Source organism: Agrobacterium tumefaciens, from assembly GCA_025560025.1.
Lineage (GTDB): Bacteria > Pseudomonadota > Alphaproteobacteria > Rhizobiales > Rhizobiaceae > Agrobacterium.
In genome coordinates this window covers 1,724,200-1,749,038 of the sequence record CP048486.1, presented here as the reverse complement: position 1 = coordinate 1,749,038, position 24,839 = coordinate 1,724,200, and the positions used below count along the sequence as shown (strand labels likewise).

Here is a 24,839-nt window from a genome sequence, read left to right as displayed (position 1 = left end):
ATGGCGCATCTGCCGCCATAAAACGAGAGTACCGGGAGTTACCTTTTTTCTGCGTCCGGATCAGATGCGATCCCGGCCCAGAGCTCGCGCGCCATCGCTTGAAGAAGCAGGGACTCCGTCCACCTGTCGGTCGAATCGTTGCCGTCCCGCCCCCTAATCGCATAGGGTTGCGGACCCAGTTCGCAGGTGAAGACCAGTTCAGCGTCCGGCGCGGCGCGGGAGCGCCAGTGCCGGAAACCATAGTCCCACCACTCAAGAAAGAGATCGACCCAGGGGCGATGGTGCGGGAAGGAAATCTCGATCTGAACCTGTTCACACGAACCGATACGGCCATGAAAAGCCTGCGCATTTTGAAGGATACGGCGGATCTGCGCCTGGCTCTCGTCCTCGACCGGGAAAGCGAATTCGCGGGCAACCAGATAATGCGACAGGTCCGCCAACAGGGGCAATGCGGGGCGCTGGTCGAGAAAATCCAGCGTCAGCAGCAGGTCGCTGGTGATGCGGTGGCGATGCGTCTCGACGAATACGGCAACGCCAGCGTCTTCGGCCAGCCGCATCCACCCGTCTAGAAGCGGCAGGCAATCCTCGACCCGGCGCGGGCGGACATCCGCCTGCAGATCAATGTGGCTGACCGGAAATTCCATCGCCAAGTCCAGCGACAGACGCAAATCCTCAACAGTGCGCGGAAAGCACACACCCTCGATCTTGAGGCCAGTGCCGCGGATCGCCTCGTTCAGGCGAACAACATCCTCCCGATTGGTGTAATGCGCGCTGACGCCATCGAAACCGGCCGCCACGATCATCTCGATATTTTCATCTAGACTGCGTTCCAGACCATCCGTGTGACGACGTTCCATGGCCCAGAGCGACTGAAAAACAAGGAGCTTCTGCATCAGGCTGCCCGCGCGCTTTTCAGAAGTGCCTTGAGGTTTACCATCGGGTCGGCCAGCACCGATGGATCGGGGCTGATGCCCGCAGCGATCAGCATTTCGGCGAGCTTGATGTCTTTCGCAACCGCGTTTCCTGTTCCAAGACCGGCGGCGGCCACGAGCCTTCCGTCATCCAGAAAAAACGCCAGCTCCCCGCCTGCGAGCGGGCGAATGACGCTGTAGTGATCCGGCTGCGGCAACCCGGCAACCTGCAGGCCGAGATCATATTGATCCGACCAGAACCATGGAATAGCGGCAAAAACCTCGGCGGCGCCGAGAGCGTTGCGGGCGGCCGTTTCCGCCTGGTTGCGGGCATTGCGCCAGCTTTCGAAACGGATATGGCCCCCACCGGGCTGGGATACAGCCGCGCAATCGCCCGCCGCGAATATATGCGGATCGCTGGTCCGCAGGTGGCGATCGGTCAGAATGCCGTTACCCACCGCCAGACCGGCCGTTTCGGCCAATCCTGTTTCAGGCAGGACGCCGATTGCCGAAACGACGAGATTTGCGGGCACCCGGCCGCCGTCCATGAGCACAATGGCGTCAGGCGCGATCTCGGCAACGCCCTGCCCCAGGTAAAACTGCACCCCTTCGTCAATATGCCGTGCATGTATCTTTGCCGCAAAATGCGACGGAACGGCGCGTCCGAGCGGCTTTGGCGCGGCCTCGACAATGCTGACGGCGACACCCTTGCTGCGCAGCACTGCCGCAAGCTCCATGCCGATCAGACCGCCGCCGATAATGGCGACGCGACTATCAGCTTCGGCGCGGGAGAATATCGCTGCCGCATCCGCATAGGTCCGGAAGTCCAGAGCCTGCTCCGCACCCGGACATGTCAGCTTTCTGGGGCTCGCTCCCGTTGCCAGAAGCAGCCTGTCATAGTCCAGCACCCGGCCATCGCCTAGCGCTACGGTTCGCATATTTGCGTCGATACGCTGCGCCGTGACGCCCTGCAGATAGCAAATTCGAGCGGCCTCGAACGCCTCGGGCGCGCAGATCTGTTGCATGTGCACCGCACCGTTGAGCGGTTTGGAAAGCGGCGGGCGCTCATAGGGCAGATGCGGTTCGGCCCCGACCAGCGTGACGGAACCGGAGTAACCCGCCTCGCGCAACGCAAATGCCGCCCGGGTGCCGCATTCGCCGGCACCGACAATGACGATACGGTCCATAATTCTCTCCGTGTTGAGATGGACCGGCACCTCGGGATCGAGGCGCCGGCCGGGAGGATCAGTTCTTTCGGCTGTACTCGCCCATGTTGCCTGGCGTCACCAGTTCAAACGGCACCCAGACCTCCTTGTCGACGCTCTTTGCACGGGCCAGCCCAATGGCGGCGTCGACTGCGCTCGCCGACTGTCCGCCGGCGTTCTGGAATACGGTCACGTCCAGATCACCCGCCGCCATTGCGGCAAGAGCATCCTGCGTGGCATCGATGCCGACGACGATCACATCATCCATCGGCACGCCCGCCGCCTTGAAGGCCTGGATTGCACCGATTGCCATTTCATCATTATTGGCGAAAACCACATCGATCGGCCGTCCGGCGGTAATCCAGTTTGTCGTCAGGTCCATGGCATTCGTTCGCGTCCAGGCCGCGGACTGCTCGTCGGCGATGGTTGCTCCCTTGCAATCACCCGCCGCCAGCGTTTCCTTGACCGACGAGGTGCGATCGCGCGAGGCCTGATGCGCCAGATCACCCATCAAAATAAAGGCCTGCGCATCACCTGCCTTGTTCTTCTTTTTCAAGAGATCACAGGCCGCCTCGGCGCCGAGCCTTCCCGCATCGGTCTCCTTCGAGCCGACATAGGCCTGCTTTTCCGGTAGCCGACCGATATTTTCGGGTGCGATATTAAGATAGACGAGCGGGATGCCGGCCTTCTGCGCTGCTTCGCTTATACCGGGTGCGGCGGACGTATCCGTCAAGGTCACGATGATCGCGTCCACCTTGGAAGCGATGAAATTGTCCACCTGGCTGCGCTGTTTGGAGACATCCGTCTGCGCATCCTCGACCTGCAGTTTGACGCCATCCATTTTGGACGCTCTTGCGCTAAGCCCCTCCCGCAGAAGCGTCTGAAAGTTGTTGTCGAAGCTTTGCATCGAAACACCGATCGTTTCGGCCGATGCCCCACCTGCCATGAGAGCCGCCAGAACGGCGACCGTACAGATTGATCTCATATGTCATCCTCCCAATAGGCGCCGGGCCGCCCGATCGCATTCCGGGGGCACGAGACGCCCGCTTGATATCGCCTATCCGATGGTTATGCGGACTTCCCCATCGACCACTTCCGTCGGATAGGTTTTCAGGTTTTCGCAGGCGGGAAGCCTGAGGGCCTCGCCGGTGCGATAGTCGAAGGCGCCGGAATGCTTGGGACATTCCACCTCGAAATCCATGACGAGCCCGTCTGCAAGATGGATCGCCTCGTGGGTGCAAAGGCCGGCGGTGCAATAAACGCTATCGTCCGGGCCGCGGTAGATCGCGTAGGTGCGACCGCCGTGATCGAAGCGGATGGCTCCTTCCTGTTCGATATCGTCAAGTTTGCAGGCCGAAACCCAGGTCAACAGATTGCTCATTCGGCTGCCTCCCCGATTGTGTTGCGCGCCTTGCGGGCTGCGTTTTTTTCCTTCCGTTTGCGATAACGCTCCTGCATCCGCGCCTCGCCCTCGGGAGAGCCGTCGTGCCAGGTGCCGAACCAGCGATCGAGCGGGATCAGCGCATCGCCGTAATTCACCTCGAAATATTTGTGGTGCAGGTAATGTGCATAGGCATGGCTATCGACCAGCCCGTTCTCCCCGACTTCCACCTTGTCGAAGCCGACATGGCCGGGAATGGCGCCGAAACCCGCATAATGGAGCTGATACAGCATCAGGATGGGGTTTGACGGCACGATCAGGTGATAGAAGGCGGTCCCGAAATAGAGAAGGTGCTCGATGGGGTGCATCGACAGCGACGACCACGGCGACGGATTCACCGAATTGTGGTGAACGGAATGCACCCATTTATAAAGAAGCGGCGTGTGAATGAGCCGGTGAATGCAGAAGAAATGGAACTCGTGAATGATCGGGACCACGAGTGCGACAACGGCGAGTGTCCAGGGGTTCTCCGTAAAGCTCAGCCACGGCGCATAACCATTGGCATAGGCCCACAGCATGACAACCTCTATGGCGGTCCAGATGGTGACACCCGACAGGAAGGTGCGCAAAATATTGTCGAGGTTCTGGCTTTCGAACCAGAAGGCATTGCTCTTGTTATCGGCCGGGAACTTGCCGTTATATTTGAAGCGGTTTTCCTGCCGCTTCAGAACATAGAGGTGAAGCTCGAAAGCGCCGTAGAAAAGCAGGACGCAGATCGCGTTGACGGCGTAAAGCCAGGCAATCCAGCCGATCCCGAAAACCTGCATGGTCTCCATCGGCGGAATGACCCAGGCCCAATAGGCGACGGCAGACGCCGCAAAGATCGCGTTCCATGGGAAAAAATAATGGGGCAGCCATTTCAGCAGCGCAACCAGCTTTGGCGGAAAGGCAAAAAGCGGCGCCGTTTCAATCGGCTCGTTGGGAGCCCAGTCGCCGCGCTTGTTTCGCGTTCCATATTTTAGATCGTCCATAGCTCTCCTCCCGGCGGATCGCATCTGTCTGCGGCCGCGTGATGTCACGATGGGAGGAGCGCGCATTCGGCACGGTGATCAGATCGGGTTTCCCCGGAACTCCGCCTCCTCCATGACAAAAATCTATCAGGAGGTGAGACGGGCGGCGAAGCATGGTTTGATCAAATCAGATCAAAGCCCTTCAGGGGTAATGGTGATGAAGCGTATGGGAGCTGAATCCGGTTCGATGGTGGTCAGTCCAAGACGACGCAGGACAAGATCGAGCGCCCGCTGGGCCTGCGCCTCGGGCGCCTGATCCAGCACCACGTCCATGAAGCCATCACGCAGGGCCGCCCGCGTATAGTCCGTCAACTCATGCCCGACGAACATCAGGTCTCGCGCGGGACGCTGACGGCGCAGGACGTCGATCAGGGCGGAATTCGCGCCGCCTGCATTATAAAGGCCGACAAGATCCGGATAGATTTCGAGCGCCGAACTTAGATATTCTGCGCTGTAGAGTTCGTCGTCACGCGTAAAACCAAGCCATTTAAAGGCGACAGGGCCAGGGTGTTCGAGAAAATAATCGGAGAAACCGCGAATGCGTTCGCGGTGCACCTGGTAGATGGGATGGCACAGCGCAACGATCGGGCCTTGCCTGCGGCTCATCCGGGCGATGAAATGTGCCGCCGTCCGCCCGGCGGCATAGTTGTCGATACCGACGAAATCTCCCCGATCCTCGGAGGCACGGGTGACCACATGGACGACCGGAAGACCCCGCTTCATAACCGCCTCCACCGCTGCGCCAACCAAAGGGCTGCTGGGAACCGCCAGGATCAGGCCGGCGCGCGCTACATCCGTCGACAGGATACGCTTCGCAATCTCCTCGGGCTTCATTTCCTCAACAAAGCTGCGCTGAACGATAAGGAGAGGATCAAGCGTCTGGGCAATCCTCTCAAAGGCTTTGGAAAGCCGCCGATAAAATGTCGTTTCGGGGCGAACCATCAAGACGTCTATGCGCAGCAGCCCGCGATGCGCATCCGGCAGCGTGCGTGGGTAATCAAGGTTGCGTGCAGCGATGACGACTTTCTCGACCAGTTCGGGCCGAACGCCACCCCTTCCGTTCAGAACCCGCTCCACAGTTGCGGTCCCCACCCCGGCAAGACGTGCAATGTCCCTGTAGTTCGCCTTGCCCACCTTCGCCATCCCCCCGATGCCTGGGCGACATATCTGGTTTCGCCCAATTCTCTCGCCATTGTTGATTTACACGATAGCGGGTGGATTAACATGGCCTCCCACATCCTTCTGATCGCAATCGATGTGGTCAGGCGCATCCGCGCACAGGATACCGAATCACTTGCTCCAAACAACACGGAGTAGCCAAGCGTTTGGCCCGCTCCCCAAAGAGCCCGCTTTCCCCTTGCAAAAGGCCTGCGCCTGCAAACTGCAATCAAGATTTTGATTTATAATAATTTTTATAAATACCCGGACTTTCAGCCAAACCACATCAGGTTGTGCTTCCTATTGCATTTCGCCCGGTAGTTTTTCAGGCCGCTGCGTTAAGGATTTATTAACTCAATCGAAGCGAACATTAGCATATTCTTATTACTCGCTATTCGGGTGATAATTTGTTGCGTACCGCCAGCGAATTCAACGGTGCGACAGCATGGGGAGAGAGCATGAGGTTCGTGAAATCACGCCATATCGCATTGCTTGCAGCACTGATCTCCGCGCCAGCGTCAAGCCTCGCGCAGACATCCACGACGGCAGACTTTACCGTACAGATAACCATTCAGGCGGCATGCCAGATCAACTCCGCCGGTTTGCTCAATTTCGGCAATAGTGGCTTCATCACGGGTAACGTGGATGCCACCAGCCAGATTGTCGTTCAATGCACGTCAAGCACACCATACTCGCTGGGGCTGAGCGCCGGCGCGGGAACCGGCGCGACGGTTGCAAGCCGTTTGATGACCGGCCCGAGCGGCGCAACCGTTTCCTATTCGCTTTACCGGGATTCCGGGCACACGCAGCTGTGGGGAAATACCATCGGCACGGACAGGCAGACGGGAACGGGAACGGGCGCGGCACAGACATTTACCGTTTATGGGCGGGTGCCGGCCCAGACGACACCCGTGCCGGGCGTCTATACGGACACCGTGAGGGCCACGCTTACCTATTGATCGCCAGAGGGAGGATCGCGCATGCGTCTTTTTACCTTAGCGGCTGCGTTTATTGCCGGTCTGTCTGTTTCACCTTCATACGCTACATCGTTGCGGGTCTCACCCGTTATCCTGGATCTCAGGGCGCCAACCGCGGCATCCAGTCTTCGAATATGGAATGATGCCAAAACGCCCATCAACGTTCAGGTCAGAATTTTCCGCTGGACCCAGCAAAACGGAGAGGATGTCCTGACCGCCGCACAGGATGTGGTTGCCAGCCCGCCCATGACCCAATTGAAGCCGGGGGCGGAAAACCTTGTCCGCATCGTCCGACTCTCGAAAACGCCGATCAAGGCGGAAGAGAGCTACCGCGTCATCGTCGATGAACTGCCGTCAAGGACCAAATCCCCATCCGGCACCATCAATCTTGTCGTGCGTCACTCCATACCCGTTTTCTTCTCGAATGCGGCCGCAGGTGATGCCGAGGCAACGTGGTCAGTGACACCGCAGGCCAATGGTTATCGGGTAACGGTTTCCAACAGGGGCCTGAAGCGGCTGCGGATCGCCAATCTCAAACTGCTCGGTGGTAACGGGCAGCCAGTCGCCCAGCAACAGGGGCTGGTGGGTTATGTGCTCGGCCAGTCGGGCACGAGCTGGGTCGTTCCGGCACCGAATGGCAAGAGAGCCGGCGGCACGGTGAAGATTTCAGCGGACAGCGAAGGCGGCCCTGTCAATGCGACGGCGCGCGTCACCGGCGGATAGCCTCGCCGTTTTGACGATTGCAGGTTTGACGATCATTTCATCGAGCAGTTTTTCCATGGCGCAGGATTTACCCCCTGCGGCATCACAGGCCTCTTTTGCCGCAGAAGAGCCGAGACAATTGCAGCTCGAAGTCTACATCAACGATGTTTCGACAGAACTGATCGCCACATTTCGTCAAGACGACACCGGTACGCTTTTCATAGAGCCGGTCCAGCTGAGAAATGTCGGAATTACACCCGTTGACAGTGCCGTTGGCGGTGATGGCTGGGTCGACATTTCCAGACTGCCCGATGTAACGGCACGTTACGACGAGAGCAGTCAGTCCGTCTATTTCACGCTCCCGACCGGGGCGCGGGCCAGCAAGGTTATCGACGCATCCGGCAAAAATGACCGGAACGAGGACGAAGAGGTGCAGGACAGGGCGCTAAGCAATTGGGGAGGTCTGGTGAATTACACGATTTACGGATCATCCGGTGGCGAAAGATGGTCGGATATTGCCGACTTCAACGGCGTTTCCGCCTTGCTGGAAGGTCGCGTTTTCGGCCCGCTCGGGGTATTGTCTTCGTCTCAGGTTCTCAGCACATCGCAACTCGACCAGTTTGATACGAGACGGCTCGACACCACCTGGAGCTATTCCGATGAAGACACGCTGACGACCTATCGGGCAGGCGATCTGATTACAGGCGGGCTTGCCTGGACGCGCCCGACGCGGCTGGGTGGTCTACAGATACGAAGAAATTTCGATCTTCGGCCAGACATGGTCACGATGCCGATGCCGGCATTTGCCGGCTCCGCGGCGGTGCCATCCACCGTCGATGTCTATGTCGACAATATTCGCCGCATATCACAGGACGTTCCGGAAGGGCCCTTTTCCATCACCAATCTTCCCGTCGTCAGCGGTGCGGGCAATGCGCGGCTGGTGGTGCGCGATGCCCTCGGTCGCGAGACGGTGTCGGAAACGCCGTTTTTCGCCTCGGCGGACTTGTTGGCGAAAGGACTGATCGATTTTTCCGCCGAACTCGGCTTTGCCCGGCGCGACTACGGCACCTCGTCTTTCGACTACGATGAAAGGCTGTTGGGGTCAGCAACGGTGCGCTACGGATTTTCAGATAAGCTGACACTGGAAGGCCATGCGGAAGGCGGCGAGGATTTTTATAATGTCGGGGTTGGCGGTGTCTTTACGCTCGGCGATTTCGGATTGGGCACGGTTTCCGGCGCAACCAGCCATTTCCGGGAGGAAAGCGGCTATCAGCTTTCCGCAAGCGTCGAGGCGGAATTGCTCGGCGTTCAGTTCGTTGCCCGCTCGCAACGCACGTTTGGTGACTATCACGATATCGCATCCGTTTCCGCAAACACCTCGGAAAACAGAAAAATCTCAGGCCTGCTCAGCGCCCGTGCGCCGCGTTCCCTCGATCAGATATCCGCCTCCACCCAGCTGGCTTTCGATGAGACGAGCCTGAACTTCTCCTACACGCAGCTTGAGACCTTCGATGAGAGGAAATCCCGGCTGCTGGGTCTTTCCGCAACGCGCCGGTTTGGCGAAAACGGCAATATCTTCATCACCGCCTACAAGGACCTTGAAGACGATGGTTCCTATGGCGTCTATGCCGGTCTTTCCTGGACATTCGGGGGCGGCATTTCCAGTTCTGTCGGTTTGTCTTCCAATGCCGACGGATATTCAGCGACAGCCGACATAGCAAAATCCGAACAGCAGACCGAAGGCAGTTATGGCTGGCGTTTGCGTGGCTCCATGGGCAACAGCAATATCGTCTCCGCTTCGGGCAGTTATCGCGGCAGCGTGGCGCGTGTGGCGGCGGGTGTTGATCAGTTCAATGGAACCACCCAGGCCTATGCGCAGGTGGATGGATCGATCGCGATTGCCGGCGGGGATGTTTTCCTTGGCAACCGTATCGATGATGCCTTTGCCGTTGTCGACGCGGGTGCGCCGGGCGTTGAGATTTCACTTGAAAACCGCCCCATCGGCCAGACCAACCGCCGTGGCAAGATATTGCTTCCAAACCTGCATTCCTACGACGTCAACACGATTACCCTCGACCCGAGCAATCTTCCTGTCGATGCACGTATCGACAGGACGAAGCAGACCGTCATTCCGGCGGAAGGTGGCGGGGCGGTTGTCGATTTCAAGGTGGAGACCGGCGGACGTGTGGCGCTGGTAACCTTGAAGAACGAAAGTGGCGACTTCATCGAGGCGGGATCGACCGGCACCATCGATGGCAGCGGCGATTTCGTGGTTGGTTATGATGGGCAGGCCTATCTCGACAATGTTTCCGAGAAGCACCGGCTCCTCATCACGCAGCCGATGAGAGGAGACTGTGAAGCGCAGATCGTTCTTGGCGCCGCTTCCGAAACACGCACAACTGTTGAAGCCATCTGCAGGAGCGTTCAATGATGATGCTGACCCGTGCGGGCCTTGCCCTCTCCGCTTTTCTTTTTGCCTCTCCCGTGCTGGCGCAAAGCTGCAGTTTCAGCATGTCGGATATGAATTTCGGTTTCGTCAATCTCACAAGCGGCAGTGCGGTGGACAGTACCGCGACACTGAACATAACCTGTTCCAACCCATTGTTGACGCTGGGCCTTTCTATTCGCATCTGCCCGAACATCAATGCGGGCAGTGGAGGCCAGTCGGGCGGGATTCGCAGGATGCTGCAGGGCAGCAACGTGCTCAATTATCAACTATATCAAAATTCCGGGCGGACGACGTCCTGGGGATCCCTCGCTCAACCTGCGCTCGGATCACCTCCACCGATCGATCTGGCGCTACCGCTCTTGTTGAACAGTACAAGCCGTGTCGTTTACGGCAGGATTGCCGCTAATCAGGCCTCTGCGGCGCGGGGACCATACCTCTCCAGCTTTGCTGGCGCCGAGACCAACTTCACCTATGCCTCGTATCTTCTACTTGCGCCGAGTTGCTCGACTGTAACCCAAAACCCCACTCAAGTACCCTTCAACGTCACGGCCGCGGTGGAGCCCACCTGTCTTGTCACAGCCCAACCCATCAATTTCGGCAATCACGGCGTTCTCAGCGCCGCCGTCGATGCGACCGGCTCGATTGCGCTGACCTGCACGGCGAACCTCGCCTATAGCGTTGCTCTCAATGGCGGCCTGAGCAACAGCCCGCCGGCTTCGCGGCGAATGGTGCTTGGCGGCGCGTCGATCACCTACGGTCTTTACCGTGACATCAGCCGCACGAATGTCTGGGGAAATGCCGCCGGGCAGATGGCCACCGGCACCGGAACAGGCAGCCTGCAGACGCTGACCGTCTATGGACGCGTGCCGGCGCAGAATACGCCGGCACCGGGGAATTACTCCGACACTGTCGTTGTGACGGTGAGTTATTGAAGCTGTGCGCCGCGCGATACAGCGCTCAGCCGGATGAAACGTCTCAGGACTTGCCCTGAACCCCCTCATGAAGATGGATAGGCGCATGGTGCAGGTAATGCGCCACCTTGCGCTTGGCGGCGATATCGGTCCAGACGAAGCGGACATTGTCCTCGCTCAACCCGGCCGCCGTTGCAATCTCGGCCGTAGGCCTGTTGTTTTCGAGACCATAGAGGCAGATATCCATCTTGTCGTAAGGCAGGGCGAAATAGAATTCTTCCTGCGTCTGCGGCATGGAATAGGTATCGGTGGTCGGTGGGCGGGCGCGGATTTCCTGCGGAATGCCGAGATGGGCCGCGATCTGGTAGACCTGCGACTTGTAAAGATGGGCGATCGGCTTGATGTCGGCTGCGCCGTCGCCATTCTTGACGAAGAAGCCCTGGTCATATTCCAGCCGGTTCGGGGTTCCCAGCACCGCGAAATTCAGACGGTCGGCGTGATAATATTCGAACTGCTTGCGGGTGCGCTGCTTCATGTTCGTTGCCGCGACGATGCCGAGATAGGCTTTTGCCGTGAGACGAATCTTGCGTGTTTCACCTGATGGCGAACGCACGACCAGCGAAGAGATATTATAAGCGCCGGTGCTCATGGCATTGTCGAAAACGATCTTGGAGGTCCAGCCCGGACCATATTCCGGAACGACCTCGCGGATAAAACCGTCGCGCCTTTCATAACAACCCATGGCGGCAAGCGAGGGCCCGATATCCTCCAGCACACAATCCATGCCGAGCATTGTCGCTACCGCCTTTCCAAGCCGCAGGCTTTCCGGGTCGGAATCGTTTTCCGGCATGAACAGGCCAAAGACATTCGCAGCCCCGAGCGCATGAACGGCGAGTGCGGCGCTGACGCTGGAATCGATGCCGCCGGAAAGGCCAAGCACCAGGCCGCGCTTGCGCAGGTCGAACCGAAGGGACTGGCGGATTTTTTCGGCGATACGTTCAACCTCCGCCGCCGCATCGAGTTCAAGCGGCGAGAAAGGCATGCTGTGTGCGTTATTCGTCATCGATTGTTCTCCGTATCTTGAGCAGCGAGACGACGGCTGACCTTGCCGGTATCCGTCGTCGGCAGGAAATCGCGAAATTCAACCAGTGTCGGCACCATATGGACTTCCAGATACCGGGCACAGTGGCGCATGACGTCTTTTTCGGTAATCGCCGCATCGGGAGCGATGACGATCGCCTTGATCGCCTGACCGAAAACCTCATGTGCGACGCCGACAACCAGAGCGTCCGATACGCCTGGCATGGCTTGCAGCACGGCCTCGACCGCCTGCGGCGCAACCTTTTCACCGCGTGACTTGATGATATCGTCCTTGCGGGCGACGAAGGTCAGATAACCTTCTGCATCGCAGGTAAAGAGATCGCCGGTGTGGAGACGCATCCTGCCGGTTGCGGCGTCAATGCGCAATGCACGGGCCGTTGCCGCCTCGTTTCTCCAATAGCCGCGCATCACATGCGGCCCGCTGACGACGAGTTCGCCCGCAACACCGGGCGATACGCTGCCACCCGCCTCGTTGACCACCTCGATGGACGTGCCGGGAATGGCGATCCCGACCGAGCCGCGCTTCCTGTCGAGGTCTTCCGGCGGCAGAAAGCTGATGCGGGTGCATTCCGTCTGACCATACATGCAAAACAGCCGGAGATGCGGCAGAAAGCTGCGCAGCCAGTCGGCGTGGACGGTCGGCAAAGGTGCGGCGGCGGCGGTGGCGTAACGCAGGCTTTCGAACAGCGTTGGCGACAGATCGCGCGTCTGCATCATGATGGAAAGCATGGTCGGCACCAGCGCGAAGCCGGTAATCCGCTCTTCGCGAATACGCTCGAAAATCAGATGCGGATAGGCGAAGGATTTCTCGATCACCAGCGTGCCGGCGACAAAGACGCTGGAAAGCAACTGGTTGAGGCCATACCCGAATGAAAGCGGCAATACGCCAAGAAGGATATCGTCGGCGGTGTTGCCGAGATAGGATGTAATCGAACGGACGGCCGCATCGAGATTATCATGCGCCAGCATCACACCCTTCGGCTCGCCGGTGGAACCCGACGTATAGATGATCACCGCCAGATCCATGTCGGGCAGGTTCTGCGGCAGCACGTCGGGCCGTTCCTCGAGCAGCGCGTCGAAATCGACACTATCGCCGGATGCGTTCGAAGCGCCGGAAACGATACGCAACAGCGCGGAAGAACCGGCGGCATCTGAAACCACTTTCTCCAGCCGCGCCTCCGCAACCACGGCAAAGGGCGTGGAACTGTCCAGAATTTGCGAAAGGCGGGCTTCCTTCGTCGATGGATTGACCGGGCAGACGACAGCGCCCGCCATCCAGCAGCCGAAAATCGCCACCGCCATGCGCCAGCCATTGTCCAGCACAAGGACGACACGGTCTCCCGGGGTCACACCACGAAAGATCAGGGCAGCGGCAAAAGCCTCGCTCATCGTCTTGAGTTCGCCGTAACTCAGGCGCGTTTCACCAGCCACCACCGCCGTCTTGCCGGGGTGTCGCTCCGCACTTCGATGCAGGTAGTGGTCAATACGCAATGGGCGCTTCCCGAAATTCTCAGACGGTCTGCTTGCGACCGATGAAGGCGGCGATGTTATCGATCGTGTCGAGATTGGCCGGCACGAGATCCGCATCGGCAACACGGATGCCATAACGTTCCTCGATGAAGCTCACCAATTCCAGAATCCCGGTGGAATCGACCATGTCATTGTCGATCAGCGAAAGATCGTCGCCAAACGGCCGGCTATCGTCACCGAACAGAAAGTTTTCGATAATGAAACCGCGAATTTCGGCTTTCGTGCCGGTGCTTTCAGTGGTCATTTGGAGCTTCCTTCAATATTTTGCGATGGTGTTGATGAATTCGAAGCCGTGGCGGCATGTATGAGCTGTGTTGATAATATTCCGACGAAGGCGGCGTTGTCGCGAAAGCCGGTCGCCTGTTTTTGACGTACCTTGCCTTTAAGTTTTTCGACGGCCTGGGCGTTGAACAGGCCGGCTGCTTTGAGTTTATCGGCAGAAAGCACGGTGTCGAGATAGCCGGCATCCGCAAAGGCCTCCGCGTCCGGCGCGCGATAGGGCTGCTTGGGCCGATTGAGGATCGCATCGGGCACCAATTCGGCTGCTGCCCGTTTGAGGATGTATTTTTCCTTGAGACCGCGCAGTTTCGCTTCGGGCGGGAGCGCGGCGGCAAAGTCCACCACACGGGGATCAAGGAACGGAAACCGGCCCTCCACCCCGTTGGCCATCATCACCCGGTCACCCTGGCTGGAAAGAATATAGCCGGGCAAAAGAAATGCGGTTTCGAGATATTGCGCCTGGTGCAGCGGATGCCAGCGGCGGAAATCTTCCGGCAATTGCCCGGCAAGGTCAGCCGCCGCATCATAATCACCCAACGCATCCCTCAATTCGGCGGAAAAGAAGATTTTCGCCGCCGCTGTCGAGCGCAGGCGGGGCCTGTGGGAAAACAGCGGTTCGTCGGAGGCTTCAGCGCCGAAGGAGAAGAAGCGGGCCAGATAATCCGGCGTCTGCTGTTTCAGCCCCGGCAGATAGGGATATAGCCGCTGAAACAGTTTCGGGCGGCGGGAGGATTGCGGCTGACGGCTGCAAAACCGCCTTACCCGCGCCTCGCGGAAAATGTCGTAGCCGGCGAACAGCTCGTCGGCGCCCTCGCCCGTCAGCACCACCTTCATGCCGCGTTCGCGCACAAGCCGGGAAAGCAGGTAAAGCGGCACCGGCGCGGTGCGAAGAACAGGCGTCTGCACATGGTCCATGACCTGCGGCATGTATTGCGCTATGTCCTCAGTCGAGCATTCCGTCGTCTCGGATGCGACGCCGAGATGCTGGCTCATCGCTTTCTGCCAGACACGTTCGTCGTGCTCCGCGCTTTCGAACGCAAGAGAAAAGGTGCGCAAGCCCTGGCGGACATTTTTTGCGGCGAGGGCCGAAACAAGGGAAGAGTCCAGCCCGCCCGACAGATAGGAGCCGACCGGCACGTCGGCGCGTAGCCGGATCCGCGTCGCGTCGGCCAGCAGCGCCGTCAATTCCTCCACCTGGGTTTCAAACTCTGCGGCCGGCGCCGTATCCTTGGCGTCAGGATAGGAAAGCTGCCACCAGCGCCGCTCGGTGGACACGCCGTCGCGGAGAACCATCATATGGCCGGGCGGCAACTCGTGGATACCGCGAAAGGCGGTGCGCGGCGGCACCGGAAACCAGAAGGTGAAAATCTGATCCAGCGCCACCGGATCGATTTCGGCCGTCATTCCCGGCAGAGCCAGAAGCGCCCCGATCTCGGATGCGAAATAGAACGTGCCCTGGTGCCATGTATAATAAAGCGGCCGCACACCCATCCGGTCGCGGGCAAGCACCAGCGTGTCGCTGCGGGCATCATGAAGGGCGAAGGCGAAATCACCGTTGAATTCGGTAAGGCAATCCAGGCCCTTCTCGCGATAAAGATGCAGGATGACTTCGGTGTCGGAATGTGTGCGGAAGGCATGGCCGCGCGCGGACAGCGTTTCGCGCAATTCGACATGGTTGAAGATTTCACCGTTAAAGGAGACGGCGAGATCATCTTCCACCGTACGCATGGGTTGCGCGCCATCGGCGATGCCGACAATGGCCAGCCGGGCATGGGCAAGTCCGACATCCCCGCGCAGCAGGGTTCCATGCGCATCTGGACCGCGATGCCTGAGGCAAGACGCCATCAGCGCAAGGCGCTCGTTTGCGCGATCGGCCGGCATGTTATGTTTATAAAACCCGGCAATTCCGCACATTACTCGCCCGCCTGTCCGAAACTGTCGCCGATAAGACGTGTCCAGCTTTCACCGGAAAAACCGTTGAAGAACGCTTTTCCATCCGTCGCGGCTTTGATGAGTTCCGCATCGCGGGAATGCACGATGGTCGACGCCGCGTGGAGAAACGAACATTTCCTGCCGATCATCGCCTGCAGAATTGCCGGCTGGGTGCGTCCCCTGATCGCGACGAGGCCACGCTCATAGGCGTTGCGGATCAGCCGGTCGATAACGATCTGCTCCTGCCCCGGCAGGGCCATGATCTGCAAGGTCCGGCCAATTCCCTTCGGATTGCCGTGGTAGAGGAAAAGACCCACCGCCCTGCCGCCTCGGGCCCGCACGATCCGCTGCACCGGCTCACCATGCAGACGTTTGCGTCTGGCATGCTGGAGCATGGTCAGCAGGCCTTCCTCGCTCCATACCGGACGGAGCGAGAAGTGCCGGATGAGTTCGAGAGCCAGATGGGCGAATTCGGCATCGCTTGCCTCTTCATCGGTAAAACTGTCCACCTTGTCCGGATGTGATGCATAATAGGACAAGGCGCGCCCGTGGCCACGCGCCGAAATGGTCCGGTCGATCATCGTGCTGATGGGCGCCAGCGCGCGGAAAGCGCCTGAAATACGCGTCGCAGAAAGTTCTGTTGCGAATGAAGCCGGCCGCAATATCCGCAACCAGTCAAGACTGTAGGTGGAAAGCAGGTGGCCACGCATCGTCTTCCACATTTCGGTGGAAACGTCATTGATCGTCTCACCGAAGGTCAGCTCCTGCGGGCCCGCCAGAACCTCGCGCAGCAAACGCGCGCCGGCAAAAGGATCAGTCTCGCGATCCTCGGCGACAAAGGAGGAGCAGACGACAGCCTGAATGTTCCGGTCGCCGAGTTCCATCATCATGGGCAATACGCCCAGAAATCCGGACACGCGCCCGTCATCGAGCACATGGACCTTGGAGCAGATATCCGGATTTGTGTTTGAACCGTCGAGGAAAAGCGCGCGCAGATATGAGGTCAGATCACCCGTCGCGGCGCCATCCTTCTTCCGTAAAACACGGTGAAACATGTCGGCCACGGACACAAGATCGTCCGCAATAAATGAACGTATCTGAGGCATGATCGACGCTTCTTGCCGGACAGGCGTTTAATCGAGAATAGTAATATCACTGCTATTCTGCCGCAGGCGTATTAATCAGAAGTTATGTGTCGGTGCAATTTCTCGTTGATCAGGGCGTTTTGCAAATATTTGACAGTAATCAGAACCCTTCAAGGCAATGAATGGGAAGGATTGAGATGACTTTACAGTGCACCGCGAAGGCGAGGCCTTCGCGGTGCACAATATTCAAAGGTCAGACCTTTAGTAATGGACGGACAGGGAATCGATCGGAGTAGTTTTCGGCGGCGCGAACTTTGTCAGGTCTATTCCGTCGACGGCGTTCAAGTACTCGTCCATGCTGGGGGTGCGGCCAAGGATCGCCGAAAGCACGACCACCGGTGTGGAGGCCAGCAGCGATTCACCCTTCTTCTCGGCGGTGTCTTCAACAACGCGACCCTGGAACAGGCGGGTGGAGGTGGCGAGAACCGTGTCGCCCTTCTCCGCCTTTTCCTGGTTACCCATGCAAAGGTTGCAGCCCGGGCGCTCGAGATAGAGGATATTCTCATACTCGGTACGATTGGTGGTCTTGGGCTTCAGATCATCGAACTCGAAGCCCGAATATTTCTGCAGGATTTCCCAATCACCTTCGGCCTTCAGCTCATCGATGATGTTATAGGTCGGGGCAGCGACGACCAGCGGCGCCTTGAACTCGACCTTGCCTTCGCTCTTCTCGATGTTCTTGAGCATTTGCGCGACGATCTTCATGTCGCCCTTATGCACCATGCACGAGCCAACGAAGCCGAGGTCGACTTTCTTGGTGCCACCATAATACGAAACCGGGCGGATCGTGTCATGGGTATAGCGCCGCGATACATCGGCATTGTTCACGTCGGGGTCGGCGATCATCGGTTCGTCGATCACGTCCAGATCCACCACAACCTCGGCGAAATATTTCGCGTTGGCATCGGGCGTCAAAGCGGGTTTTTCGCCCGAGCGGATTTCGGCGATGCGCGCATCCGCCTTGGCGATCAGGCCCTTCAGCGTCCCGACGGCATTGTCCATGCCCTTGTCGATCATGATCTGGATGCGCGCCTTGGCGATTTCCAGAGACTCGATCAGCGTGTCGTCCTGCGAAATGCAGATCGAAGCCTTGGCCTTCATCTCAGCCGTCCAGTCGGTAAAGGTGAAGGCCTGGTCGGCGAGCAGGGTGCCGATGTGGACTTCGATGATACGTCCCTGGAAGACGTTGTCGCCACATTGCTTGAGCATCTGCGCCTGAGTAGCGTGGACCACGTCGCGGAAGTCCATGTGCGGGCGCATCGTGCCCTTGAAGGTAACCTTGACCGATTGCGGGATCGGCATCGTTGCCTCGCCGGTGGCGAGCGCCAGCGCCACGGTGCCGGAGTCGGCACCGAAGGCCACACCCTTGGACATGCGGGTATGGCTGTCGCCGCCGATGATGATCGCCCAGTCATCCACGGTGATGTCGTTCAGCACCTTGTGGATCACGTCCGTCATCGAATGATAGACGCCCTTCGGGTCGCGGGCGGTGATAACGCCGAAATTGTTCATGAAGGACATGAGTTTCGGAATGTTCACCTGGGCCTTCTTGTCCCAGACGGATGCGGTGTGGCAGCCCGACTGGTAGGCGCCATCCACGAGCGGCGAGATGACGGTGGCCGCCATCGCCTCAAGTTCCTGGGCGGTCATCAGGCCGGTGGTGTCCTGCGAACCGACGATGTTGACCGTCACGCGAACGTCCGAGCCCGCATGCAGCACCTTGCCGGGGGTCACGCCGACGGCATTGCGGTTGAAGATCTTCTCGACCGCGGTCAGGCCCTGACCTTCGATCGAAATTTCCTTGTTCGGAGCAAAGACTGGGGTCGGCTCGACACCGAGGGTCTGGGCGGCAAATGTCTGGAGCTTCTTGCCGAAGACGATGGCGTAGGAGCTGCCGGCCTTCATGAACTCCATCTTCTGGGGCGTGAAGGCGGCGGCGACATCGACCAGTTCCTTGCCGTTCTCGTCGCACAGCTTCTTGTTCTTCGCGTCGATCTTGAGGACGGTGCCGGTCTCGACCGAATATTTCTGCTCGAGGATCGGGTTACCATCATTGTTGAGGATCGGCTTGCCGTCTTCACCGGTCTTCTTCACCCAGTTCTTCAGGTTGATGCCGATGCCGCCCGTCACGTCGACGGTGGTTGCGAAGATCGGCGAGATGCCGTTGGTGCCGGCGACGACGGGGGCGAAGTTGACGAAAGGCACATAGGGGCTGGCCTGCTTGCCGGTCCACAGCGCCACGTTGTTCACGCCGGACATGCGCGACGAGCCGACGCCCATCGTGCCCTTTTCGGCGATCATCATCACCCGCTTGTCCGGGTGCTGCTTTTGCAGCGCAACGATTTCCGCCTGCGCTTCAGGCGTGATCATACACTGGCCGTGCAATTCGCGGTCCGAACGGGAATGCGCCTGGTTGCCGGGGGAGAGAAGGTCGGTCGAGATATCGCCTTCGGCGGCGATGAAGGTCACGACCTTGATCTCGTCTTCGACATCCGGAAGCTTGGTGAAGAACTCGGCCTTCGCATAGCTTTCCAGAACGCCCTTCGCGACGGCATTGCCGGCCTTGAAGGCATCACGCAGCCGGAACATGTCGGCGTCATAAAGGAAGACCTGCGTCTTCAGCACGTCACCCGCCTGCGTGGCGAGCGCAGCGTCATTGCCAAGGGCAACGTCCAGCAGCACTTCGACGGACGGGCCGCCCTTCATATGCGACAGCAATTCGAGGGCGAAAGTCGGCGTGATCTCGGGGACCACAACTTCACCCAGAATAATCTGTTTCAGGAAGGCAGCCTTGACACCCGCGGCGCTCGTGGTGCCGGGCAAGGTGTTGTAAATGAAGAATTTGAGGGCATCCGCCCGATGCTCGTTACCGGCATCCTTGATCAGTTCAATGATTTCGCCGGTCAGTCCGCCGTCATCGATCGGTTTGGGAGCTAGCCCTTGATTTTCTCTGCTTTTGATCTCAGCCAGGTAATCCAAGTAAAGGTTCATCGCAATCCCAACGTCATGAGGTGTATGGCGCCGAAACGCAGCGCCACCGCACCGTATTGTTAATAGGCACAGGGTCTTTTATCGGTTTCGAGTACGCCAACCGAGGCCGGATGACAAGATACCGTATTTCAGTAAAAAAGTGGTAGATCGGATTGAGCGCCCATCGGTTAAAAAATGAGCGCCGCATATCCTGCCGCCATCCCTCGGCAAGCAAGCGGTCGCACGGGCTTCAAGCGTCAGTTCTGACTGGATTTACATCTCTCTGGAACGGGGCATGTAGCGCAATAATCCAGCGCATCCAGAAGATAGCGCACACAGCATACCCGGCGCCTGCGTTTGGGCTGGCCGCCTTCCACGGGATAGATAATAGGCCGAAAGAGCGGGTTACGCGCGCCGTCAGACAAAAGCTCTGTCTTGAGAATTTCGAAGGCGTGATCGAGGCCGCTTGTTCTCAACTGCAAAAGCGCTTCGCAACTGCGTGTGGTTCCCTCGAACATGTTGCCGGCATTGCTCCACAGGACGTTCCGTGAAAGGCCGCTTGCATTGGCGATCGCATTCACGACCACGGCCAGATTGTCCCTGATCAGAAAATCGAAGCGCTCTTCCGCCGACGCTGCAGCAACAGGCCGGCCAAAAGACGAGAGGCGCACCGAAACGATGTCACCATCATCATTCACATCAAGGCCGATCTTCTCCGGCGTGAGCGGCGGCCGCCAGTCGACCAGGATCGCTGCAGCGACCGCTGGCTTCACAATCGAAGCGAAGTACCGTTTGGACCATTCACTTGCGACTGCTTCACGGAGCGGCTCGCGCCCATGTCTACGACCATAATTCCTCAGTACCCTCTCGATGCGGCGCGGCTCCAGAAGCTCGGCAAGGAGAAGATCGCCGCGCCGTTTTCGTTGAAAAAATGAACGGGAACCGACGGGTGTCGATTGTTCAAAAAGGCAGCTCAGTATTTCTGTTCGCAGCATCAGCCGTCCAGCAATGTCAATCGAACTGGCTGGTAATCTCACCGACCAGCTTCTGCAATGATGCCGTTGAGCCGAATGGCCAGGTCGTGGCACCTGTCACCATGACATTGCCTTGCGCAACGATCGGGAGAACCGGCCAGAGCGCGGCATTGCGAAGGTCATCCGGTACCGACTCCGATAGGAGGAACAGGGTGCCCTGACCGTCAAGGGCGGCGAGCCCTTCAAGGTCGATCGTCGTGAAGCCGAATGGTTGCGGCGGCAGGTCCATGGCGGGGGCAAACCCTATCCTGTGCAGCAATCCCGCGATGGCCGAGTTGGGCGCGAATATCCGCAGCCGCGGCACGCCCGGCAGGGGCTGAGCCACGATCAGCTTGCGCCCCGAAACCTTTCCGTGGAACCGGGCCTTCAAAATCTCCATGCTCTCGTCCAGCCGCGCCAGCAGTGCTGCAGCTTCACTCTCCCGCGCAAGTGCAGCGCCAGCCTGAGTGACGCTGCGATAGACGCCCGCCAGCATGTCGCCATCGGCAGCCTGATCGTCGATCAGATGGGTCGGCGCGATATCGCCAAGCGCTGAAGCGAGTGATGCGTGGCGGAAACGGGAAGACAGGATGAGATCGGGCTGCAGCTTGCGAATGGCTTCAAGGCTCGGCTGCTGCCGCCGTCCGACATCGACAACATCACCAAGCCGGTCGTTATCGACATCCACCCAGGTGCGATAACCGGAAGGTTCTGCACATCCAACCGGCGAAATTCCTAGGGAGAGCGCAATTTCGGTCGAAGTCCATTCAAGCGTAACGACACGTTTGGGCGCAGGCGCCGCAAACGATTTCGGCGTGGTGGCCAGAGCCACCACGCCGGTTACGAAAGATCGTCTTCGAATTGCTGTCACCATTTCACACTCACCGTGCCGACCACGGTCAACCCCTGACCGTAATAGCACTGCGTGGTCGTGTTGCAGCCGGCGACATAGGTCTTGTCGCCAAGATTATAACCATTGAGCTGGAAAGAATAGCGATCATGATCATAACGGGCAAACGCATCCACCAATGTGTAGCCCGGCACGAAGAATGAATTCGCCGTATCCCCGGCCGTCTTGCCGACGTGACGTGCACCGACGCCCAGGGTCAGCTTCCCGTCCCAGGCATCCGGCATAGGGACATCATAGCTGACGAAAAGCGACTGCTGCTGCTTTGGAACCGTATATGGCATCTTGCCGACCTGGGTTGCAGTCTCGCTCCGGGTAACTTCCGGGTCCTGCCAGCTGGCCGCAGCCGTCAGATTGATACGATCCCAGAGCGTCGCGTTTGCCTCGAGCTCAATGCCGCGGACACGTACTTCGTCGGTCTGGTAATAAACGCCCGCAATGCGGTTCACCACATTTTGCTGGGTTGCCTCGAAACCGGAAAGCGTGAGGCTGAAGTCTTCGCCCTCAGGCGCGTATTTGACGCCCACTTCCTTCAACTCTCCGGTCGTCGGCTTGAGCGGATCCGCTGCGAGTGTCAGAACAGGGGCAAATGAGGTGGAATAGACGGCGTAGGGAATGATGCCATTGTCGAAGACATAGGCAGCCCCTACCCTGCCGGTAAAGGCGCTGTGATTTCGCCTGTACTGTGTGGTGATGCCGCTGGAGAGCGCCGTGCTGTCGGAATCGTTGTCCACGTAATCCTGACGTCCGCCGGCTGTCAGCCTGAAGCCGCCGATCTCGATCTGATCCTGAAGATAGATGCCGATCTGACGCTGTGTCTGGTCGAGGCGCGTCGTCAATGTCGCCGGGGTGACGCCGATATTGTAGGTCGGGTTGAAAAGATCAAGTGTCGGACCCGCCCGGGAACCGGTGTCGTTGACCAGGTTCTGCCATTGCAGGTCGACACCGCCAAGCAGGGTGTGGCTGACCGCGCCGGTATCGAACTTATATTCGAGATTGGTATCGAGTGCGGCAGCATTGAGTGTCGGTTGCGCATTGTAAACCAGGCGGGAAAGCGTGCGCTGATTGGCGGCGAGACCGTTGCCGAACAGGTTCTGGTAGTTCACGTCGAGATAGGAATAACGGAAATTCTGCCGCAGCACGAGATCATCGCTGAAAGCATGTTCGAAACGATAGCCGACATAGGCCGTTTCCTTGTCGTAGATCGCAAGCGAAGGATCACCATCGGAGAAATTGCGGGGTATCGTCAGTCCAAGCCTGTTCGGATAGACACTGCCTGCAGCCGGAATGAGCGACGGCACCTGGCCGGCATCATCCTTCATATAGGCGCCATATACCGTCAGGCTGGTATCCTCATCCGGCGACCACTTTACGGTGGGGCTGATGGCGACACGGTCGTTCTTGCCGAAATCGTTCATGGCGTCGCTGTCACGCAGAACACCCTCCAACCGGTAGCTGAGCCCGGAACCAGTACCGATAGGACCGGTCGCGTCAAAACCGATCTCTTTCTGATTATAGCTGCCGAAACGCGTGTAGAGTTCGCCGCCGGCAACGTCTTTCGGGTCCTTGCTGATCATGTTGACGACGCCGCCAACATTTGTCTGGCCGAATAGCGCCGAACTCGGTCCGCGCAGGACCTCCACACGGTTCAGAAAATACGGCTCCACACGAAAGCCCGCATAACCGCCGGTCTGGTTGGCGATCTGCGGCACTCTCAGCCCATCGAGGTAAAGATCGGCGGCAAAACCGCGAATGGTAAAATAGTCAGAGCGCGGATCATTGCCGTAACGCTGACCGTTGACGTTAGAACTGTAGAGCAGGCTGTCCGCCACGGTCTGCACGGCACGATCGGTCATGGCACCACGCGTAATGACGGAGACGGACTGCGGCGTTTCGGCGACGGGCGTGGAGGTTTTCGTGGCGGAAGCGGAATCCCGGGCGACATAGCCGCGCTGCTCGACACGTGCCCCCTTGGCAGCGGCTTTTCCCTGTAGCACGATGGTTTCAAGTTGCGTGGAGCCGTTGGCCTCCTGCGCAATCGCCACTCTCTGGCCTGCGATCACGCCCAATGCAACGCCCGACGTCAAAATCAGAAACCGCGCGCGTCTGGGCAGGAAATCAGATGGCTTGCGCGTTGTGAGGCGGGAATTTTGCATTATGGGGAACCTGTGATGTGAGGACTGCCGGGGCGGGTAAAGACCTCGGAGTTTCCGCCATAAAGCTCTATCCCGCCGCATTCGGCCGCTTAACTAGACTTTTTTTATCATCATTGTCAGGTCAAACTTGATCGCAAACGGGCCATTAAATGGCCCGAATGAGCGAAATACGCAAATAAACCCATAACCGGGCCATCTTTTCCTTTTGAAAAAACAGATGCGTGCGGCTATTGCTCCGTTCATGACAATGCCCACCAGGTTTCTGGTCCGGCTGCATTGGGAGATACGATGAAACAGCCGCAAAAGGCCGTGGACCTTCAAAACGTGCCGAGGCCCGTCGCGGCAATGGCGCGCATATATGAAAAGAGCGTCGATTTCGGCTGGCACAGCCATCGGCGCGGCCAACTGCTGCAAATTGTCGACGGTTTCATGACCGCTCGCACCCCCGATACCTCATTCATCATTCCGAGTGGATATGGCCTGCTCATTACCCCCGACATTCCCCATGCGGTGAGGTCCCACGGACGCGTCTCCATGCAGTCGCTTTATATCGAGCCCGAACCCGGCCTGACATTGCGCTGGGAGCCGACCCGCGTCATCTCCACATCCGTTCTCCTGTCCGCAGCGGTTGGATCCTTTCTCGAACAACCGACGCTTTATGATGAAAATGGTCGCGGCGGGCATCTGGCCGCCCTGATCCTCGAAGAGATTGCCGATGCGCAGGAGGGTCCTTTTGCACTTCCCATGCCGAGCGACAAACGCCTGCAGCGCCTGTGCCGGGACCTGTCCGAAACGCCGGCGATCGACCTCGATATCGACCACTGGGCAGACAATCTCGGCATGAGCCGCAGGACCATGACCCGAAAATTCCGCACTCAGACCGGCATGAGTTTTGCCGAGTGGCGCCGCCGGCTGCGCATGGCGCATGTGATGCGCAGGCAGGCGGAAGGCGCACGGCTGGAGGAAGCGGCAGCGGATGTCGGTTATCGCAGCCTGTCATCGCTGCGAAAGGCCATGCGCGAGGTTGCGGTTTGAACAGGAC

Annotated in this window: 20 protein-coding genes; 5 read left to right on the top strand and 15 right to left on the bottom strand. The window is 58.9% G+C overall.

The window, feature by feature from the left end:
* Positions 1-38: 38 nt before the first annotated feature.
* From FY152_21945 to FY152_21920, 6 genes are all read right to left on the bottom strand, one after another.
* Positions 39-896: a sugar phosphate isomerase/epimerase gene (locus FY152_21945; protein UXS35156.1), complete on the bottom strand. Its 858-nt coding sequence runs from the start codon at positions 894-896 to the stop codon at positions 39-41.
* Positions 893-2,098, bottom strand: coding sequence for an FAD-dependent oxidoreductase (locus tag FY152_21940; GenBank protein ID UXS34758.1), 1,206 nt, complete (start codon positions 2,096-2,098; stop codon positions 893-895). Before FY152_21940 ends, FY152_21945 begins: the two co-directional genes overlap by 4 nt.
* A 58-nt stretch (positions 2,099-2,156) precedes the next feature.
* Positions 2,157-3,101 (bottom strand): sugar ABC transporter substrate-binding protein, encoded by a 945-nt coding sequence (locus FY152_21935; protein ID UXS34757.1) that lies wholly within the window; start codon positions 3,099-3,101, stop codon positions 2,157-2,159.
* Between the two features lie 72 nt (positions 3,102-3,173).
* The gene (locus FY152_21930; GenBank protein ID UXS35155.1) at positions 3,174-3,485 is read right to left on the bottom strand and encodes a Rieske 2Fe-2S domain-containing protein; all 312 of its coding nucleotides are present in this window, start codon (positions 3,483-3,485) and stop codon (positions 3,174-3,176) included.
* 8 nt (positions 3,486-3,493) lie between these two features.
* Entirely contained in the window at positions 3,494-4,528 is a 1,035-nt protein-coding gene (locus tag FY152_21925; GenBank protein ID UXS34756.1) for a sterol desaturase family protein, read from the bottom strand.
* 171 nt (positions 4,529-4,699) lie between these two features.
* Positions 4,700-5,701: a LacI family DNA-binding transcriptional regulator gene (locus FY152_21920; GenBank protein UXS35154.1), complete on the bottom strand. Its 1,002-nt coding sequence runs from the start codon at positions 5,699-5,701 to the stop codon at positions 4,700-4,702.
* Between the two features lie 482 nt (positions 5,702-6,183).
* Here FY152_21920 and FY152_21915 point away from each other — a divergent pair, with 482 nt between their 5' ends.
* The 4 genes from FY152_21915 to FY152_21900 are packed head-to-tail and all read left to right on the top strand — an operon-like array spanning position 6,184 to position 10,785.
* Positions 6,184-6,684, top strand: a complete 501-nt coding sequence (locus FY152_21915) for a spore coat U domain-containing protein (protein ID UXS34755.1) — start codon at positions 6,184-6,186, stop codon at positions 6,682-6,684.
* Positions 6,685-6,705: 21 nt separating this feature from the next.
* Positions 6,706-7,425 carry a molecular chaperone gene (locus FY152_21910; protein UXS34754.1) on the top strand — a complete coding sequence of 240 codons (720 nt, stop codon included), beginning with the start codon at positions 6,706-6,708 and terminating at the stop codon, positions 7,423-7,425.
* Positions 7,397-9,835, top strand: coding sequence for a fimbrial biogenesis outer membrane usher protein (locus FY152_21905; GenBank protein UXS34753.1), 2,439 nt, complete (start codon positions 7,397-7,399; stop codon positions 9,833-9,835). The genes FY152_21910 and FY152_21905 overlap by 29 nt, the downstream gene beginning before the upstream one ends.
* On the top strand, positions 9,832-10,785 hold the full coding sequence (locus FY152_21900; GenBank protein ID UXS34752.1) for a spore coat U domain-containing protein: 954 nt from the start codon (positions 9,832-9,834) through the stop codon (positions 10,783-10,785). The genes FY152_21905 and FY152_21900 overlap by 4 nt, the downstream gene beginning before the upstream one ends.
* A 43-nt stretch (positions 10,786-10,828) precedes the next feature.
* Here FY152_21900 and nadE read toward each other — a convergent pair whose 3' ends face one another.
* The 9 genes from nadE to FY152_21855 form a co-directional block, all read right to left on the bottom strand.
* Complete coding sequence (gene nadE, locus FY152_21895) at positions 10,829-11,827, bottom strand: NAD(+) synthase (protein UXS34751.1); 999 nt, start codon at positions 11,825-11,827, stop codon at positions 10,829-10,831.
* The gene (locus FY152_21890) at positions 11,824-13,356 is read right to left on the bottom strand and encodes an acyl--CoA ligase (protein ID UXS34750.1); all 1,533 of its coding nucleotides are present in this window, start codon (positions 13,354-13,356) and stop codon (positions 11,824-11,826) included. Before FY152_21890 ends, nadE begins: the two co-directional genes overlap by 4 nt.
* 19 nt (positions 13,357-13,375) lie before the next feature.
* Positions 13,376-13,639: an acyl carrier protein gene (locus FY152_21885; protein UXS34749.1), complete on the bottom strand. Its 264-nt coding sequence runs from the start codon at positions 13,637-13,639 to the stop codon at positions 13,376-13,378.
* Positions 13,636-15,588 carry an asparagine synthase (glutamine-hydrolyzing) gene (asnB, locus tag FY152_21880; GenBank protein UXS34748.1) on the bottom strand — a complete coding sequence of 651 codons (1,953 nt, stop codon included), beginning with the start codon at positions 15,586-15,588 and terminating at the stop codon, positions 13,636-13,638. Before asnB ends, FY152_21885 begins: the two co-directional genes overlap by 4 nt.
* On the bottom strand, positions 15,588-16,712 hold the full coding sequence (locus FY152_21875) for a hypothetical protein (protein ID UXS34747.1): 1,125 nt from the start codon (positions 16,710-16,712) through the stop codon (positions 15,588-15,590). The genes asnB and FY152_21875 overlap by 1 nt, the downstream gene beginning before the upstream one ends.
* A gap of 240 nt (positions 16,713-16,952) precedes the next feature.
* Positions 16,953-19,742 (bottom strand): bifunctional aconitate hydratase 2/2-methylisocitrate dehydratase, encoded by a 2,790-nt coding sequence (locus FY152_21870; protein UXS34746.1) that lies wholly within the window; start codon positions 19,740-19,742, stop codon positions 16,953-16,955.
* A 236-nt stretch (positions 19,743-19,978) separates the two neighbouring features.
* Positions 19,979-20,716, bottom strand: coding sequence for a siderophore-iron reductase FhuF (gene fhuF / locus FY152_21865; GenBank protein ID UXS34745.1), 738 nt, complete (start codon positions 20,714-20,716; stop codon positions 19,979-19,981).
* A gap of 16 nt (positions 20,717-20,732) precedes the next feature.
* On the bottom strand, positions 20,733-21,569 hold the full coding sequence (locus FY152_21860; GenBank protein ID UXS35153.1) for an iron-siderophore ABC transporter substrate-binding protein: 837 nt from the start codon (positions 21,567-21,569) through the stop codon (positions 20,733-20,735).
* A 32-nt stretch (positions 21,570-21,601) separates the two neighbouring features.
* Complete coding sequence (locus FY152_21855; protein ID UXS34744.1) at positions 21,602-23,797, bottom strand: TonB-dependent siderophore receptor; 2,196 nt, start codon at positions 23,795-23,797, stop codon at positions 21,602-21,604.
* A 288-nt stretch (positions 23,798-24,085) separates the two neighbouring features.
* Between FY152_21855 and FY152_21850 the strand changes: the two genes are divergently transcribed.
* On the top strand, positions 24,086-24,832 hold the full coding sequence (locus FY152_21850) for an AraC family transcriptional regulator (GenBank protein ID UXS34743.1): 747 nt from the start codon (positions 24,086-24,088) through the stop codon (positions 24,830-24,832).
* Positions 24,833-24,839: the final 7 nt, after the last annotated feature.